Annotated in this window: 12 protein-coding genes; 7 read left to right on the forward strand and 5 right to left on the reverse strand. The window is 71.2% G+C overall.

Translation table 11 applies throughout. The features are described 5' to 3' along the window. Positions 1-82: 82 nt before the first annotated feature. Positions 83-2,578 carry a heterodisulfide reductase-related iron-sulfur binding cluster gene (locus OG519_RS18620; RefSeq protein WP_405585008.1) on the reverse strand — a complete coding sequence of 832 codons (2,496 nt, stop codon included), beginning with the start codon at positions 2,576-2,578 and terminating at the stop codon, positions 83-85. A gap of 342 nt (positions 2,579-2,920) precedes the next feature. Between OG519_RS18620 and dnaK the strand changes: the two genes are divergently transcribed. The 4 genes from dnaK (at position 2,921) to OG519_RS18640 (ending at position 7,273) form a co-directional block, all read left to right on the forward strand. Further along, positions 2,921-4,795: a molecular chaperone DnaK gene (gene dnaK, locus OG519_RS18625; protein WP_405585011.1), complete on the forward strand. Its 1,875-nt coding sequence runs from the start codon at positions 2,921-2,923 to the stop codon at positions 4,793-4,795. Then, positions 4,792-5,490, forward strand: a complete 699-nt coding sequence (grpE, locus tag OG519_RS18630) for a nucleotide exchange factor GrpE (protein ID WP_405585014.1) — start codon at positions 4,792-4,794, stop codon at positions 5,488-5,490. Before dnaK ends, grpE begins: the two co-directional genes overlap by 4 nt. 114 nt (positions 5,491-5,604) lie before the next feature. Next, a complete protein-coding gene (gene dnaJ / locus OG519_RS18635) occupies positions 5,605-6,801 on the forward strand; it encodes a molecular chaperone DnaJ (RefSeq protein ID WP_405585016.1) in 1,197 nt (398 codons plus the stop codon). A gap of 4 nt (positions 6,802-6,805) precedes the next feature. After that, a complete protein-coding gene (locus OG519_RS18640; RefSeq protein WP_405585019.1) occupies positions 6,806-7,273 on the forward strand; it encodes a heat shock protein transcriptional repressor HspR in 468 nt (155 codons plus the stop codon). 153 nt (positions 7,274-7,426) lie between these two features. Here OG519_RS18640 and OG519_RS18645 read toward each other — a convergent pair whose 3' ends face one another. The 3 genes from OG519_RS18645 to OG519_RS18655 all read right to left on the reverse strand — a co-directional run bounded on the left by OG519_RS18645 (position 7,427) and on the right by OG519_RS18655 (position 10,709). After that, positions 7,427-7,834: a pyridoxamine 5'-phosphate oxidase family protein gene (locus OG519_RS18645; RefSeq protein ID WP_405585022.1), complete on the reverse strand. Its 408-nt coding sequence runs from the start codon at positions 7,832-7,834 to the stop codon at positions 7,427-7,429. Between the two features lie 54 nt (positions 7,835-7,888). Beyond that, positions 7,889-9,097 carry a cytochrome P450 gene (locus OG519_RS18650; protein ID WP_405585024.1) on the reverse strand — a complete coding sequence of 403 codons (1,209 nt, stop codon included), beginning with the start codon at positions 9,095-9,097 and terminating at the stop codon, positions 7,889-7,891. 385 nt (positions 9,098-9,482) lie between these two features. Further along, the gene (locus OG519_RS18655; RefSeq protein WP_405585027.1) at positions 9,483-10,709 is read right to left on the reverse strand and encodes a cytochrome P450; all 1,227 of its coding nucleotides are present in this window, start codon (positions 10,707-10,709) and stop codon (positions 9,483-9,485) included. 570 nt (positions 10,710-11,279) lie between these two features. Between OG519_RS18655 and clpB the strand changes: the two genes are divergently transcribed. Both clpB and OG519_RS18665 read left to right on the forward strand, forming a co-directional pair. Beyond that, positions 11,280-13,910 (forward strand): ATP-dependent chaperone ClpB, encoded by a 2,631-nt coding sequence (clpB, locus tag OG519_RS18660; protein WP_405585030.1) that lies wholly within the window; start codon positions 11,280-11,282, stop codon positions 13,908-13,910. Positions 13,911-14,068: 158 nt separating this feature from the next. After that, positions 14,069-14,620: a YbjN domain-containing protein gene (locus OG519_RS18665; RefSeq protein WP_405585033.1), complete on the forward strand. Its 552-nt coding sequence runs from the start codon at positions 14,069-14,071 to the stop codon at positions 14,618-14,620. Positions 14,621-14,728: 108 nt separating this feature from the next. On the opposite strand, the gene OG519_RS18670 is transcribed toward OG519_RS18665, so the two are convergent. Further along, positions 14,729-16,057 carry a glycosyltransferase family 39 protein gene (locus OG519_RS18670; protein WP_405585036.1) on the reverse strand — a complete coding sequence of 443 codons (1,329 nt, stop codon included), beginning with the start codon at positions 16,055-16,057 and terminating at the stop codon, positions 14,729-14,731. 132 nt (positions 16,058-16,189) lie between these two features. Here OG519_RS18670 and OG519_RS18675 point away from each other — a divergent pair, with 132 nt between their 5' ends. Further along, positions 16,190-16,843 carry a GNAT family N-acetyltransferase gene (locus tag OG519_RS18675; protein WP_405585039.1) on the forward strand — a complete coding sequence of 218 codons (654 nt, stop codon included), beginning with the start codon at positions 16,190-16,192 and terminating at the stop codon, positions 16,841-16,843. Positions 16,844-16,941: the final 98 nt, after the last annotated feature.

Genomic DNA, 16,941 nt, shown 5'->3' on the forward strand with positions numbered 1-16,941 from the left:
TTCCGGGCCCGGAGCCCCTCCGTAAGGACCGCCAGCCAAGGGAGGCCGTCCCTTACGCGCCCGGCCCCTTGTCTTCTGCTGTCTACGCGCCCGGCCCCGTCGTCCCCGCCGGCTCCTCGGCCGACCCCGAGCCGGCCGTCGGCCCCGTGCCCCCGTCCGGCCCGGCGGCGGATTCCGGACCGGCCGTCGGCCCCGTGCCCCCGTCCGGCCCGGCGGCGGATTCCGGACCGGCGGTTGGCCCCGTGCCTCCGACCGGCCCCGTGGCGGATTCCGGCCCCGCCTCATCCGCCCCTGCGGAGGCTTCCGCGGACCCCGCCCCGACGCCCGCCGGCACCGGCACCGGCACCCGTACCGAATCCAGCAGCAACTGCGCCACATCCACCACCCGGAGCGACTCCTTCGCCGCCCCTTCGTTCTTCTTCCCGTTGACCGAGTCGGAGAGCATCACCAGGCAGAACGGGCAGGCGGTGGAGACGATGTCGGGGTCGAGGGAGAGCGCCTCGTCCACCCGCTCGTTGTTGATGCGCTTGCCGATCCGCTCCTCCATCCACATCCGCGCGCCGCCCGCGCCGCAGCAGAAGCCGCGCTCCTTGTGGCGGTGCATCTCCTCGTTCCTGAGTCCCGGCACCTTGGCGATGATGTCCCGCGGCGGTGTGTAGACCTTGTTGTGCCGGCCCAGGTAGCAGGGGTCGTGGTAGGTGATCAGGCCCTCGACCGGGGTGACCGGCACCAGCCTGCCCTCGTCCACCAGGTGCTGGAGCAACTGCGTGTGGTGCACCACCTCGTACTCGCCGCCGAGCTGCGGATACTCGTTGGCGATCGTGTTGAAGCAGTGCGGGCAGGTGGCGACGATCTTCTTCGACGCCTTGGGGCGGGCGGTGGCCGAGGTCGACGTCGACGTGTCGTTTTCTTCCTCGCCGAACGCCATGTTGAGCATGGCGACGTTCTCCATGCCGAGCTGCTGGAAGAGGAACTCGTTGCCCAGCCGGCGGGCCGAGTCACCGGTGCAGTTCTCCTCGCCGCCCATGATCGCGAACTTCACGCCCGCGATGTGCAGCAGCTCGGCGAAGGCCTTGGTGGTCTTCTTGGCGCGGTCCTCCAGGGAGCCGGCGCAGCCGACCCAGTAGAGGTAATCCACCTCGGTGAGGTCCTCGATGTCCTCGCCGACGATCGGCACCTCGAAGTCGACCTCCTTGACCCAGGCGAGGCGCTGCTTCTTCGGCAGCCCCCAGGGGTTGCCCTTCTTCTCCAGGTTCTTGAGCATCGTGCCCGCCTCGGACGGGAAGGCCGACTCGATCATCACCTGGTAGCGGCGCATGTCGACGATGTGGTCGACGTGCTCGATGTCGACCGGGCACTGCTCGACGCAGGCGCCGCAGGTGGTGCAGGACCACAGGACATCGGGGTCGATCACGCCGCCCAGGCCGCCGGGTCCGTCCGCCAGGGTGCCGATCAGCGGGCGCTCGGCCTCGGCGAGCGCGGTCGCGGGGACCCCGGCGAGCTGCTCCTCGGTCGCCTTCTCCTCGCCCTCCGCCGTCTTGCCGCCGCCGGCCAGCAGATAGGGCGCCTTGGCGTGGGCGTGGTCCCGCAGCGACATGATCAGCAGCTTCGGGGAGAGCGGCTTGCCGGTGTTCCAGGCCGGGCACTGCGACTGGCAGCGTCCGCACTCGGTGCAGGTGGAGAAGTCGAGGATGCCCTTCCAGGAGAACTGCTCGACCTGGGAGACACCGAAGACGTCGTCCTCGCCGGGGTCCTCGAAGTCGATCGGTACGCCGCCGGAGGTCATCGGCTGGAGGGCGCCGAGGGCCACCGGTCCCTCGGCGTTCCGCTTGAACCAGATGTTGGGGAAGGCGAGGAAGCGGTGCCAGGCGACGCCCATGTCGGTGTTGAGGCCGACGGTGATCGCCCAGGCCATGGTGGTGCCCAGCTTGATCATCGCGGTGAGGTAGATCAGGGTTTGCAGGGTGCCGGTGCTCAGGCCCCGGAAGGCCGCCACCAGGGGGTAGGAGGCCCAGTACGACGCCTCGTAGTGGTCCACGCCGTGGATGGCGCCCTCAAGGCCGCGCAGGGTGAGGATGGCCAGGCCGATCACCAGGATGACGTACTCGACGAAGTACGCCTGCCAGGCCGTGGAGCCGGCGAACCGGGACTTGCGGCCGGCCCGGGCGGGCAGGTTCAGCAGCCGGATCGCCATCAGCACGAGGATGCCCAGGGTGGTGAAGAGCGCGATGAACTCGATGTACACCTCGTACGGCGGCCAGGTGCCGATCACCGGGAGGATCCAGTCGGCCTGGAAGAGCTGGCCGTAGGCGTTGACGATCGTCAGGCCGAGGGTCAGGAAGCCGACCGCCACGAACCAGTGGGCGACGCCGACGACGCCCCACCTGTTCATCCGGGTGTGGCCGACGAACTCCTTGGCCAGCGTCTTGGTCCGCGCCGCCGGGTCGTTGGTGCGGCTGCCCGCGGGGACCGGCTGGCCCAGCCGGACGAACCGGTAGATCTGTCCGACGGCGAGGCTGATCAGCGCGACGCCGACCGCGGTGAGGACCAGCGACACGATGATCGCGGCGAGTTGCATGGGGGCTCCTCGGGCCTGCGCGAGCTGAAACGTACTAAGCGGTAACTTACTCCGGTCTCGGCTGAGGTTACCCGGGAATTCCGGGCCCATAAAGCCGCCCTGCTGGTGATCTGTGTCGCGGACCGCTCCCAGGTGGCGCCGCCCCTGCCCCCGGCTCCGGCGGCCGGGCTCACCGCCGAGCCGGAGCCCGTCGAAGCCCACCGAAGCCCACCGAAGCCCGCATGCGCGCGGCCCGCGCCGCTTAGTTGAGTCCAGTCGACTCACCTCCTTTGACAGGAGATCGCGACTGATGCACACTTGAGCGAGTTCCACTCAAGTCAGTTGTCTGCTGGAGGATTCACCATGGCACGTGCGGTCGGCATCGACCTGGGCACGACTAATTCCGTCGTCAGCGTTCTCGAAGGCGGCGAGCCCACCGTCATCACCAACGCAGAGGGCGCCAGGACCACGCCGTCCGTCGTCGCCTTCGCCAAGAACGGCGAGGTGCTCGTCGGCGAGGTGGCCAAGCGCCAGGCCGTCACCAACGTCGATCGGACCATCCGCTCGGTCAAGCGCCACATGGGCACCGACTGGCGGATCAACCTCGACGGCAAGGACTTCAACCCGCAGCAGATCTCCGCGTTCATCCTGCAGAAGCTGAAGCGGGACGCGGAGTCGTACCTGGGCGAGAAGGTCGCCGACGCGGTGATCACCGTTCCCGCGTACTTCAACGACTCCGAGCGGCAGGCCACCAAGGAGGCCGGTGAGATCGCCGGTCTGAACGTGCTGCGCATCGTCAACGAGCCGACCGCCGCCGCTCTGGCGTACGGCCTGGACAAGGACGACCAGACGATCCTCGTCTTCGACCTCGGTGGCGGCACCTTCGACGTGTCGCTGCTGGAGATCGGTGACGGCGTGGTGGAGGTCAAGGCCACCAACGGTGACAACCACCTCGGTGGCGACGACTGGGACCAGCGCGTCGTCGACTACCTGGTGAAGCAGTTCCAGTCCGGCCACGGCGTGGACCTTGGCCGCGACAAGATGGCCCTCCAGCGCCTGCGTGAGGCCGCGGAGAAGGCGAAGATCGAGCTGTCCTCGTCCACCGAGACCTCGATCAACCTGCCGTACATCACCGCGTCCGCCGAGGGCCCGCTGCACCTGGACGAGAAGCTCACCCGCGCCCAGTTCCAGCAGCTCACCGCCGACCTGCTGGAGCGCTGCAAGACGCCGTTCCACAACGTCATCAAGGACGCCGGGATCCAGCTCTCCGAGATCGACCACGTGGTCCTCGTCGGCGGCTCCACCCGGATGCCGGCCGTCGCCGAGCTGGTCCGCGAGCTGACCGGCGGCAAGGACGCCAACAAGGGCGTCAACCCGGACGAGGTCGTCGCCATCGGCGCGTCCCTCCAGGCCGGTGTGCTCAAGGGCGAGGTCAAGGACGTCCTGCTGCTCGACGTCACCCCGCTGTCCCTCGGTATCGAGACCAAGGGCGGCATCATGACCAAGCTGATCGAGCGCAACACCACGATCCCGACCAAGCGCTCCGAGATCTTCACCACCGCCGAGGACAACCAGCCGTCGGTGCAGATCCAGGTCTACCAGGGCGAGCGCGAGATCGCGGCGTACAACAAGAAGCTCGGGATGTTCGAGCTGACCGGTCTGCCGCCGGCCCCCCGCGGGATGCCCCAGATCGAGGTCACCTTCGACATCGACGCCAACGGCATCATGCACGTCGGCGCGAAGGACCTGGGCACTGGCAAGGAGCAGCGGATGACCGTCACCGGCGGCTCCTCGCTGCCCAAGGACGAGGTCGACCGGATGCGCCAGGAGGCCGAGCAGTACGCGGACGAGGACCACAAGCGCCGCGAGGCCGCCGAGACCCGCAACCAGGGTGAGCAGCTCGTCTACCAGACCGAGAAGTTCATCGCCGACAACAAGGACAAGCTCCCCGAGGACATCAGGTCCGAGGTCGAGAGCGCCGTCGGCGACCTCAAGGAGAAGCTGAAGAACGAGTCGCCCGACGACGGCAACACCGCGTCGATCCGTGAGGCCACCGAGCGGGTCGCGGCCGTCAGCCAGAAGCTGGGCCAGGCGCTCTACGCCAACACCCAGGCCGACGGCGCCGGCCCGGCCGGCCCCGGCGCGCCCGCCGGTGAGCAGAGCGCCGCCGACGACGACGTGGTGGACGCCGAGATCGTGGACGACGAGAACGCCGACAAGAGGGATGGTGCCGCGTGACGGAGGAGCCGAAGGGCTTCGAGGAGCCCGACGTCCCTTCCGAGGCCAGTGAGCAGCCGGAGTCCGCGAAGGATGCCGGGACCGCCGCCGGGACACCCGGTGAGGCGGGCCCGGCGGCCCCCGGCGGGGACGCCAAGGAGTTGACGGCCGTCAGGGCGCAGCTCGACCAGGTGCGTACCGCTCTCAGCGAGCGCACCGGTGATCTGCAACGCGTCCAGGCCGAGTACCAGAACTACCGCCGGCGGGTGGAGCGGGACCGGGTCGCGGTGAAGGAGATCGCGATCGCCAACCTGCTCACCGAACTGCTTCCGGTGCTCGACGACATCGGCCGGGCCCGGGAGCACGGCGAGCTGGTGGGCGGCTTCAAGTCGGTCGCCGAGTCGCTGGAGACGGTCGCCGCCAAGCTGGGCCTCCAGCAGTTCGGCAAGGAGGGCGAGCCCTTCGACCCGCTGGTGCACGAGGCCCTCATGCACAGCTACTCGCCGGATGTCACGGAGACCACATGCGTGCGGATCCTCCAGCCCGGGTACCGGCTCGGTGAGCGCAACCTGCGGCCCGCCAGGGTCGCGGTCGCCGAACCGCAGCCGGGCGCCCAGGCGGGGATCCAAGGCAAGGAGGAGTCCGCCGGCGCCGAGCCGGGCAAGAACAAGGACGACGCCGACGGCGAGGAGCCCGGTGGCCCGGACGAGGGCTGACGGGGTGACAGCGGGTGCGACAGCGTCCGCGGTGGTCCGTGGGAAAGAGCGTTTCAGCGGTAGACAGCGTGACAGTGGTGACAGCCATGAAAGCCGGAAGGAGGGACGTCGCGGATGAGCATCAGTAGGGATCTGTTGGAGAAGGACCTCTACAAGGTCCTCGGCGTCCCGAAGGACGCCACCGAGGCCGAGATCAAGAAGGCGTACCGGAAGCTCGCCCGCGAGTTCCACCCGGACGCCAACAAGGGCGACGCCAAGGCCGAGGAGCGCTTCAAGGAGATCTCCGAGGCCAATGACGTGCTCTCCGACGCCAAGCGGCGCAAGGAGTACGACGAGGGGCGCGCGCTCTTCGGCAACGGCGGCTTCCGCCCGGGTCCGGGCGCGGGCGGCACCGGTGGCTTCAACTTCGACCTGGGCGACCTCTTCGGGGGCGCCCAGGGCCCCGGCGCCCCGGGCACCGGCACCGGCCAGGGCGGCGGCTTCGGCGGCGGCCTGGGCGACATGTTCGGCGGCCTCTTCAACCGGGGCACCGGCACCCGGGTGCAGCCGCGCCGCGGCCAGGACATCGAGTCCGAGGTGACGCTCAGCTTCACCGAGGCGGTGGACGGGGCCACGGTCCCGCTGCGGATGTCCTCGCAGGCGCCCTGCAAGGCGTGCTCCGGCACCGGCGACAAGAACGGCACCCCCAGGGTGTGCCCGACCTGCGTCGGCACCGGACAGGTCTCGCGCGGCGGCGGTGGCGGCTTCTCACTCACCGACCCGTGCGTGGACTGCAAGGGCCGCGGCCTGATCGCGGAGAACCCCTGCGAGGTCTGCCACGGCAGCGGCCGGGCGAAGAGTTCGCGCACCATGCAGGTCCGTATCCCGGCCGGTGTCACCGACGGGCAGCGGATCCGGCTGCGCGGCAAGGGCGCGCCCGGCGAGCGGGGCGGCCCGGCGGGCGACCTCTTCGTGGTCGTACACGTCGGATCGCACCCGGTCTTCGGCCGCAAGGAGGCCAACCTCACCGTGACCGTGCCGGTCAGCTTCGTCGAGGCGGCGCTCGGCGGGGAGATCAAGGTGCCCACCCTCGGTGGGCCCCCGGTCACGCTCAAGCTCCCGGCCGGTACGCCCAACGGCCGCACCATGCGCGCCCGCGGCAAGGGCGCGCTGCGCAAGGACGGCTCGCGGGGCGACCTGCTCGTCACCGTCGAGGTGGCGGTGCCCGCCGCGACCGAAGGCAAGGCGCTCGACGCACTGGAGTCCTACCGGGAGGCGACCGCGGACATCGATCCGCGGGCGGAGCTGTTCAAGGCCGCTAAGGGAGCGTGAGGCGATGAGCATCGACGGTGGCGGGGTACGCGGGCCCCGGGGCCGGAATCCGTATGAGCTGACCGAGGAGTCCGCGGTCTACGTCATCTCGGTGGCGGCCGAACTGTCCGGGCTGCACCCGCAGACCCTGCGCCAGTACGACCGCCTCGGGCTGGTCTCCCCGGACCGCACGGCGGGTCGCGGGCGCCGCTACTCGGCCCGCGACATCGAGCAACTGCGCGAGGTCCAGCGCCTGTCGCAGGACGAGGGCATCAACCTGGCCGGCATCAAGCGGATCATCGAGCTGGAGAACCAGGTCGCCGCCCTCCAGGCCCGGGTCGCCGAACTCACCGCCGCCGTCGAGGGCGCCGCGGCCGTCATCCAGCAGCGGGAGGCGGCGGTCCACGCCTCCTACCGCCGCGATCTGGTCCCCTACCAGGACGTGCAGCAGGCCAGCGCGCTGGTGGTGTGGCGGCCCAAGCGGGACGGCTGAGCGCACGGCCGAAGGGCCGGTACGAGGCGGGGAACGGCCCGCATCCTCTTCACCGAGGGTGTGGGCCGTTCTTCATACGTGTCCGCCCTATGTGTCGCCATACGTAAGTCGCGATACGTGATACGTGGCGCACCCGCCATATGGTGCGCCCGGCTAGGCATGGCCCATCGCCCGGGTCAGCGCGATCTCGATGACGATCCGCTCGGGATTGGGCGCCGGTGTCCGGCCGTACCGCTCGGCGTAGCGGCGGACCGCGTCGGCGACGCGCTCGGGGTCCTCGGAGACGGTCGCGAGCCCTTCGAGCGTGGCCCATCTGCCGCGTTCCACCTGGCAGACCGCGACGGGGGCGCCGCCGGGGCCGGCGGCACGGACGTGGGCGGCCTTGGCGCTCGACCGGCGGGTGATCACCCGCGCCAGCCCGGCCGCCGGGTCGTAGGTCACGCCGACCGGTACGACATGGGGCGTGCCGTCGGCGCGCGACGTGGTCAGGGTGCAGAGGTGGTATTCGCGCCAGAAGGCGAGGTAGCCGGGCTCGGGGGCGCGCGGATCCAGGGGTGCCATGGCACCGAAGGTAGCCGGAGCGTACGGTACGCGGCGCTCGCGTACCGTACGGATTCACCCCAGTCGGACCGGAAGTTCCGCGACGCTGCTGTTGATGAAGCCCGGCAGCGGCGGCAGTTCCTCGTTCGGCACGGCGAGCGTCAGGTCGGGGAAGGCGGTGAAGAGGTCGCGCAGCACGATCTGCGCCTCCATCCGGGCCAGCGGCGCCCCCACGCAGAAGTGCACGCCCTGCCCGAAGGACAGGTGCCGGGCCGGCGGCCGGGTGGCGTCGAACTGGTCGGCGGTCGGGCCGAACTCGCGCGGGTCGCGGCCCGCCCCGGCGTAACCGGCCATGATCGGGGTGCCCTTCGGCACCGGGATGCCGTCGATCTCGATGTCGGTCACCGGGTAGCGGAAGGGGAAGTTCGCCACCGGCGCGTCCCAGCGCAGCGTCTCCTCCACCACCTGGTCCCAGGTGATCTCGCCGGCCAGCGCCAGGGCCCGCTGCTCGGGGAACGCACACATCGCCCGGAAGGCGTTGGTGAGCAGGTTGAGGGTGGTCTCGTGGCCGGCCACCACCATCAGCACCAGGGAGCCGGTCAGCTCGTCCTGGCTGAGCCGGGCGCCCTCGTCGTCACGGGCGGCGATCATCGCGCTGGTGAGGTCCTCGCCCGGCTCGGCCCGCCGCTCGGCGACCACCTGGTCGAGGATGGCGTGCATCTCGGTCTGCGCGGCCATCGCGTCCTCCGCGGTGCTCGCGGTGCTGACCATCCGGGTGCTCAACTGGTGGAGCCGCTCGCGGTAGACCGGGTTCACCCCGAGCAGCTCGCTGATCACGCCCATCGGCAGCGGGTACGCCAGGTGGTGGCGCAGGTCCACGACGCCGTCGGCGTCGACGTGCTTGGGCAGTTCGGACACCAGCCGGCCGGACAGGCCCTCGATCCACGGCCGCAGGGCGGCGACCCGGCGGGCGGTGAAGGCGCGGTTGGTCAGGCCCCGCATCCGGCGGTGGTCCTCGCCGTCGGCCGTGGTCATGCTCTGGATCAGGGTGAAGGCGTTGAGCTGCCACTGCTCGGGTATGCGGCCTTCGGTGTAGGCGGTGAAGTAGGCGGCGTTGCGCATGGCGCGGGGGTCGGAGAGATGATCGCGCAGCTCTTGATGGCGGGCGATGATCACACCGGGGATGCCGTCGGGCAGGAGTATCGGGCACACGGCCGCGGTCTCGCGCAGCTCGGCGGCGTGCTGGTGGGTGGAGGCGCCGGTCGAGTCCAGCTCAATGGTCACGGGAGTCCTCACGCGCGGCAGAAGTGACGGAAGTCAAAGTGCGGACAAGGCGTGGAACAGGCGATGCTGTTTCTGCTCGGGTCATGGCCGGATCAGGCCGGATCAGATCAGGCCGGGTCCGGATCAGGTCAGATCAGGTCGCTTCGGTTCGGTTCGGGATGAGGTGAAGCCGCAGTCTCGCACCGCCGCGACGGCTGGCTCAATGTGGTCAGTCCACCGCGTTCGGCTCCGGCAAGTGTGGGATCGCACGGTTGCCCCTGGCCGCCGCGCCGCAAGCCGCGCCGCCATCCCGGGCGGCCCAGCCGTACGGCAGCCCGCTCCCCAGCCTCACCGCACCCCTCACCCCAGCCGTACCGGCAGCCCACTCTCAGCCGTACCGCACCCCTCACCCCAGCCGTACCGGCAACTCCGCCACGCTGTTGCCGATGAACCCGGGCAGCGGCGGCAGCGCGGTGTCCGGCACCGCGAGCGTCAGCCCCGGGTGTTCCGCGTACAGGGCGCGCAGCGCGATGACCGCTTCGAGGCGGGCCAGCGGCGCGCCGAGGCAGTAGTGGGCGCCGTGTCCGAAGGCCAGGTGGCGGCTCGGCGGGCGGGTGATGTCGAAGCGGTCGGCGGTCGGACCATACTCACGCGGGTCCCGGCCGGCCGCCGCGTAAGCGGCCAGTACGGGGGTGCCGCGCGGCACGGTGACGCCGTCCACGTCGATGTCGAGGGTCGGGTAGCGGAAGGGGATGTTCGCCACCGGGCTGTCCCAGCGCAGCGTCTCCTCGACCACCGCGCTCCAGGGCACCTCCTCGGCGAGCACCATGGCCAACTGCCGCGGGTGCCCGCACAGGGCCCGGACCGCGTTGACGATCAGATTGAGCGTGGTCTCGTGTCCGGCGACGATCATCAGCAGCAGGGTGCCGGTCAGCTCGGCGTCGTCGAGCCGCTCCGCGCCGCCGTCCAGACCGTCGTCGCGCGCCGCGATCAGCGCGCTGGTCAGGTCCTCGCCGGGGCGGGCCCGCCGTTCGGCGACGACCCGGCCGAGGATCGCCTCGACGGCGTCCTGCGCGGCCCTCGCCTCGGCGGCCGTACTCGCGGTCGCGACCATCGTGCCGGTGAGGCGGTGCAGCTCCTCCCGGAGGGCGGGGGCGACGCCGAGCAGCTCGCTGATCACGCCCATGGGCAGCGGATACGCGAAGTGCCGGCGCAGGTCCACCACTCCGGCGGCGTCCGCGCGGCCGGGCAGCGCGGCCAGCAGTTCGGCGGTGAGCCGGTCGATCGAAGGACGCATGGCGGCCACCCGGCGCGGGGTGAACGCCTTGGTGGCGAGGCCCCGCAGCCGCCGGTGGTCGTCGCCGTCGGCCGTCGTCATCCCCTTGGCCAGGGTGAAGGCGTTGAGCTGCCACTCGGCCGGGACCGCGCCGTCCTGATAGGCGGCGAAGTGCCGGACGTTCTTGGCGACCTTGGGATCGGCCAGGAAGTCGTGCAGCTCCTTGTACCGGGAGACGATCATGCCGGGTACGCCGTCGGGCAGCAGGACGGGGCAGGCCGCCGCGGTCTCCCGCAGGCTCGCGGCGTCCGCCTGGACGGCGGCGCCGGACGGGTCCATGGCGTGGGCGGGGGTCATGGGCATCCTCACGGGCGAGGGCAAACAGGAGGTACGGGCGCGTACGGACGATGGGCGACGAGTGCACGGACGATACGGGTGATGCCGGTGATGCCGACGGCGTCGACGATGCCGACGGCATTGACGGTGCGGACGGTGCGGACGGTGCGGACGTACGTGGTACGAGCGCACCGGGACGGCGTACGGGACCTGCGGGACCTGCGAGGTGTGCGATACGTGTGGCGCGGTGTGCGGGGCGTACGAGGTGCGCGAGATAAGCGGGGGCGTACGAGATGTGCGGGGTGCGCGGCAAGGCAGAGCGGGCGGGGCGCGCGGGATGTGGGGGCCCGCACCGCGTTCCGCGGTGGCGCTGTGAGCAACTCCCTTGATCCATCCGGAAGTTGTGGCCGCATTCTTGCACCGCCCGGACGGCTTCTTCAATGATCACGCAAAATCGGCCGCCCGCGGTGAACCAGACCCGGCCAGTCTGCCGCCAACTCACCTTGAGTGGAATAGACTCAACTTACTGCACGTTGCTTACGTCAGGTTGACCATCGCACAGACCAACGCACGAGGGAGAGAGTCACGCCCGTGGACGCCGAGCTGACCAACAAGAGCCGGGAAGCGCTGAGCGCCGCCAACACCAGGGCCGTCGCCGAGGGAAACCCGGATCTGACGCCCGCGCACCTGCTGCTCGCCCTGTTGAGCGGTGCGGAGAACGAGAACGTGCTCGACCTGCTGACCGCCGTGGGCGCCGACCCGGCCGCCGTCCGCACCGGCGCCGAGCGGCTGGTGACGACGCTGCCCAAGGTGCAGGGCTCCACGGTCGCCCCGCCGCAGGCCAATCGCGACCTGCTGGCCGTCATCGCCGACGCCTCGCAGCGCGCCAAGGAGCTGGGCGACGCGTACCTTTCCACCGAGCACCTGCTGATCGGGATCGCCGTCAAGGGCGGCCCGGCGGCGGACCTGCTCGCCGGACAGGGCGCGAAGGCCAAGGCGCTGCTGTCCGCGTTCGAGACGGCCAGGGGAGGACAGCGCGTGACCAGCCAGGACCCGGAGGGCACGTACAAGGCGCTGGAGAAGTACGGCACCGATTTCACCGCCGCCGCCCGCGAGGGCAAGCTCGACCCGGTGATCGGCCGCGACCAGGAGATCCGCCGGGTCGTCCAGGTGCTCTCGCGCCGTACCAAGAACAACCCGGTGCTGATCGGTGAGCCCGGTGTCGGCAAGACCGCCGTCGTGGAGGGTCTGGCCCAGCGGATCGTCAAGGGCGACGTGCCGGAGTCGCTGCGCAACAAGCGGCTGGTGGCGCTCGACCTCGGCGCGATGGTGGCCGGTGCGAAGTACCGCGGCGAGTTCGAGGAGCGGCTGAAGGCCGTACTCGGCGAGATCAAGGACAGCAACGGACAGATCGTCACCTTCATCGACGAGCTGCACACCGTCGTCGGCGCGGGCGCCGGCGGCGACTCCGCCATGGACGCGGGCAACATGCTCAAGCCGATGCTGGCCCGCGGTGAGCTGCGGATGGTCGGCGCCACCACGCTGGACGAGTACCGCGAGCGGATCGAGAAGGACCCCGCGCTCGAGCGCCGCTTCCAGCAGGTGCTGGTCGCCGAGCCGACCGTGGAGGACACCGTCGCGATCCTGCGCGGCCTCAAGGGGCGGTACGAGGCCCACCACAAGGTGCAGATCGCGGACTCGGCCCTGGTGGCCGCCGCCACCTTGTCCGACCGCTACATCACCTCGCGCTTCCTGCCGGACAAGGCCATCGACCTGGTGGACGAGGCCGCGTCCCGGCTGCGGATGGAGATCGACTCCTCGCCGGTCGAGATCGACGAGCTCCAGCGCTCGGTCGACCGGCTGCGGATGGAGGAGATGGCGCTCAAGAACGAGACCGACGCCGCCTCCGTACAGCGGCTGGACAAGCTCCGCAAGGACCTCGCCGACCGCGAGGAGGAGCTGCGCGGCCTGACCGCCCGCTGGGAGAAGGAGAAGCAGGGCCTGAACCGGGTCGGTGAGCTCAAGGAGCGCCTGGACGACATCGACACCCGGATCGAGCGCGCCCAGCGCGATGGCGACTTCGAGACCGCCTCCAAGCTGCTCTACGCCGAGAAGCCCAGGCTGGAGGACGAGCTGGCGGAGGCCACCCGCGAGGAGGAGGAAGCCAAGTCGCAGTCCTCCCAGTCCTCGCACGCCGCGGAGAAGATGGTCAAGGAGGAGGTCGGCCCGGACGACGTGGCCGATGTGGTCGCCGCCTGGACCGGTATCCCCGCCGGGCGGCTGCTGGAGGGCGAGACCCAGAAGCTGCTGCGGATGGAGGAGGAGCTGGGCAAGCGGCTGATCGGCCAGAAAGAGGCCGTCCGCTCGGTCTCCGACGCGGTGCGCCGGGCCCGCTCCGGCATCGCCGACCCCGACCGGCCCACCGGCTCCTTCCTCTTCCTCGGCCCGACCGGCGTCGGCAAGACCGAGCTGGCCAAGGCGCTCGCCGACTTCCTCTTCGACGACGAGCGGGCGATGGTCCGGATCGACATGAGCGAATACGGCGAGAAGCACTCGGTCGCCCGGCTGGTCGGCGCCCCGCCCGGATACGTCGGTTACGAGGAGGGCGGCCAGCTCACCGAGGCGGTGCGCCGCCGCCCGTACAGCGTGGTGCTGCTCGACGAGGTGGAGAAGGCGCACCCCGAGGTCTTCGACGTGCTGCTCCAGGTGCTGGACGACGGCCGCCTCACCGACGGCCAGGGCCGTACGGTCGACTTCCGCAACGTCATCTTGATCCTCACCTCCAACCTCGGCAGCCAGTACCTGATGGATGTCACGCTCGGCGAGGAGCAGAAGCGGGAGAGCGTGCTGGAGACGGTGCGGGCCTCCTTCAAGCCGGAGTTCCTCAACCGGCTCGACGACATCGTGGTCTTCTCCACCCTCGCCAAGGACGAGCTGCGGCGGATCGCCCGGCTCCAGACCGACCGGCTCGCCGCCCGCCTGCGGGACCGGCGCCTCACCCTCGACATCACCGAGGAGGCGCTCGACTGGCTCGCCAGGGAGGGCAACGACCCGGCGTACGGCGCCCGGCCGCTGCGCCGCCTCATCCAGACCTCGATCGGCGACCCGCTGGCCCGCGCGATCCTGTCCGGCGAGGTGCTCGACGGCCAGACCGTACGGGTCGACCAGGCCCTCGACGGGCTGATCGTGGGGGCGGCGACCGGGCCCGACCTCACCAAGTGAGGGCGGGTGGTGGCACCCGGTAGCGCCAGGGCCGGCCGTTTGTGACAGGGCCATGTCCGGGCCTTCGCCGGTACGCCGAACGCGTACCGGCGGGGGTTGTCACGAGCGGGGGCGGATGGGGGAGGATGGAAGCGGAAACGTCACGAAGGGACTTCACGGTGAGTATCGATCCGTCCTCGATTCCTAATTTCGGGGGCCAGCCGGACCCCGAGCCAACCGGACCCGCCCCCAGCGTGGTCATCCCGGACCAGGAGCTGGTCAAGCAGCTTCTGGACCAGATGGAGCTGAAGTACCTGGTCGACGAGGAAGGCGACCTCGCGGCGCCCTGGGAAGAGTTCCGCACCTACTTCATGTTCCGCGGCGAGGACGACCAGGCGGTCTTCGCCGTCCGGACCTTCTACGAGCGCGCGTACAGCGTGGACGACAAGCCGCACCTGCACGAGGTGATCGACGACTGGAACCGGCGCACCCTGTGGCCGAAGGTCTACACCCACACCCACGACGACGGCAGTGTCCGCCTCATCGGTGAGGCGCAGACCGTGGTCGGCATGGGCGTCAGCCTTGAGCACTTCGTGTCCAGCACGGTGAGCTGGGTGCGGGCGTCGATCGAGTTCGACAAGTGGGTCGGCGAGACGCTCGGCCTGGAGAAGGACGCGGACAGCGGGCCCGAGGGCGAAGGACCCGAGGGCGGAGACGACGCCGAGTCGTAGGCCGCCCCGGACCGCGGGGCCCGGCCTATCCGCTGAACCCCGGCCCGTGGGTCCCGGCCCATCCGCTGAACCCCGGCCCGGTCGCCGGCCTCGTCGCCGGACCCCCGCTCAGAGCGGCACGGTCACGAGGGTCAGCAGATAGGCCCCGTAACCGAGGGAGAGCCCGGCCAGCGTGACCACCGCCACGGCGGCGGCGCGCGGCCGGGCTCTGGCCAGTGCGGCGGCGCACGGCACCAGGAGCGGGAAGGCCGGCAGCAGGAAGCGCGGCTTGCAGAAGAAGAAATTGGCGCCGCCGAGCGCGATCGCCACCAGCGCCGCCGAGTACACCAGTAGCGGCAGCGGCATCCGGTCAAGCACCGCCAGCGCCAGCAGCAGCACGGCGGCCGCGCACACCGCGGCGGCCGGGTAGGCGGCGAGCGGCCCGCGGGCGAGCGCCAGGTGCTCGAGGTAGCCGAGCGCGTAGCGCCCGAAGTCGTACCGCGAGCCCCAGCGCCTTTGCAGCGCGAAATAGCCGCCGGGGATGCCCCCGGGCCCGCCCTCGGTCTGCCAGCCGGCCCAGCCGACGTAGCCGAGCCAGCCGAGCGGCGCGATCACCGCGGCCAGCCAGGCCCGCGGCTGCTGCGGCAGCCCGTCCCGGCGGCGACGCCACGCGTCCGCCAGCACGGCGACCACGACCGCCGACGCGACCGCCGCCGCGTTCGGCCGGCAGAGCCCGGCCAGCGCGCTCAGCAGACCGGCCGCGAGCCAGCGGCGGGTCAGCGTGGCGTAGAGGGCCCAGGCGGCCAGCGCGCACATCATCGACTCGGTGTACGCCATCGACAGCACGATCGCGTGCGGCAGCAGCGCCCACACCAGCACCACCGCGGTGGCGGTCCGGCGGCCGTAGCAGTGGTCGGTGACGGCGAAGACGCCCCAGGCGGCGAGCCCCGCGCAGACCCAGGCCACCAGCAGCGCGGCGGTCACCGAGCCGATCGGGAGCACCGTGTCGACCGTTCGTACGGTCATCGGATAGAGCGGAAAGAAGGCCAGGTCGCTGTAGCGCAGGCCGGGCGCCTCCGCGCCGGGGATGAAGGTGCCGTATCCCCAGCCGGCGATCCGGTGGTACCAGAGGCCGTCCCAGGTGAGGCCGAGCAGATCACGGGGGTGGCCGCCGCGGTAGTGCGCCCACAGGGTCACGGCGACGAGGCCGGCCAGGCGGGCCACGGCGAAGGCGATCAGTGCGGGGAGGGCACGGCGGGGGGAGGGCCAGGTGCTGGTGCCGGGGGGATGTTCTGCGGGGGTGGCGGTGGGGCTCCCGGCGGGGGTGGCGGGGTGCGGGCCGGGGGAGGGGCCGGCGCCGGTGGGGTCCTCGGCGTCGCGGTGGTTCCGGGCGAGGGGCGGGCGCGGCTTCGGCGCCGGTTCGAAGAGGGGTCCGTAAGCCGGTCCGGCGGTGGACAAACGAGCACTCCTCGGGGTGCGTACCATGCGCTGGTCGGACAAGTCGAACAAATCGACTATCGATCATCGGATGGGCGGGGACCGAAAGACACGCCCGGACCGCCCACCCCGGCGGGCTTCTAAACTTTGGCCATGGCTTCTGCTCCACGCTCGCCGCGACCCTGGGCGTCGACCGCCCCGCTCGCCCCTCGCACCCTTGAGGTGGACGGGGAACTGCGGCTGCGCCCGCTGCATGAGGCCGACGAAGCCGCGGTCGCGCAGGCGATGGCCGATCCGCAGGTCCTGCGGTGGGCCGCGGGTCTGGCGGTCAACGCGGCGCCCGCCGCCGACCGGGCCCGGGTCTGGCTGCTGCCCCGGCTGACGGGCTGGTCGGCCGGGGTCGCGCCTTTCGCCGTCGTGGACACCGGCGGCTCCGACCCTGGCCCCGGCCCCGGCCCCGGCGGCACCCTGCTCGGCTATGTCGGTCTGCGGGACATCAACCGCGTCCCCGACCAGGCCGTCGCCGCCTACTGGGTGACCCCGGCCGCGCGCGGCCGCCGTATCGGCGCCCGCGCCCTCGATGCCGTCGCCCGCTGGGCCTTCGCCCCCACCGCGGCGGACGGCCTCGGCCTGCACCGCCTCAGCCTCGACCACTCCCTCGCCAACGAGGCGTCCTGCCGCGTCGCCCTCGCGGCCGGCTTCCGCCCCGAGGGGACGGCCCGTCAGTCCTTCCTCGACCCGGCGGGCGAGCGCCACGACTCCCACCTGCACGCCCGGCTCGCCTCGGACCCAACTCCCGCTCTCTGAGTTCCCCTTGGGGTCTGCTGCCGGGCATCCGCGAGGGTTAAGCCCGCCTTAAGCAGGACGTAAATCTGATGAGGGCTGGGCCGCTCCATTTCTCGGCG

Source organism: Streptomyces sp. NBC_01190 (assembly GCF_045039895.1).
Classification (GTDB): Bacteria; Actinomycetota; Actinomycetes; order Streptomycetales; family Streptomycetaceae; genus Actinacidiphila.

Coding starts and splice junctions, on each gene's coding strand:
- OG519_RS18620 (WP_405585008.1), bottom strand. CDS start 2,578: ATGCAACTCGCCGCGATCATCGTGTCGCTGGTCCTCACCGCGGTCGGC.
- OG519_RS18655 (WP_405585027.1), bottom strand. CDS start 10,709: ATGACCCCCGCCCACGCCATGGACCCGTCCGGCGCCGCCGTCCAGGCG.
- dnaJ (WP_405585016.1), top strand. CDS start 5,605: ATGAGCATCAGTAGGGATCTGTTGGAGAAGGACCTCTACAAGGTCCTC.
- OG519_RS18640 (WP_405585019.1), top strand. CDS start 6,806: ATGAGCATCGACGGTGGCGGGGTACGCGGGCCCCGGGGCCGGAATCCG.
- dnaK (WP_405585011.1), top strand. CDS start 2,921: ATGGCACGTGCGGTCGGCATCGACCTGGGCACGACTAATTCCGTCGTC.
- OG519_RS18675 (WP_405585039.1), top strand. CDS start 16,190: ATGGCTTCTGCTCCACGCTCGCCGCGACCCTGGGCGTCGACCGCCCCG.
- OG519_RS18645 (WP_405585022.1), bottom strand. CDS start 7,834: ATGGCACCCCTGGATCCGCGCGCCCCCGAGCCCGGCTACCTCGCCTTC.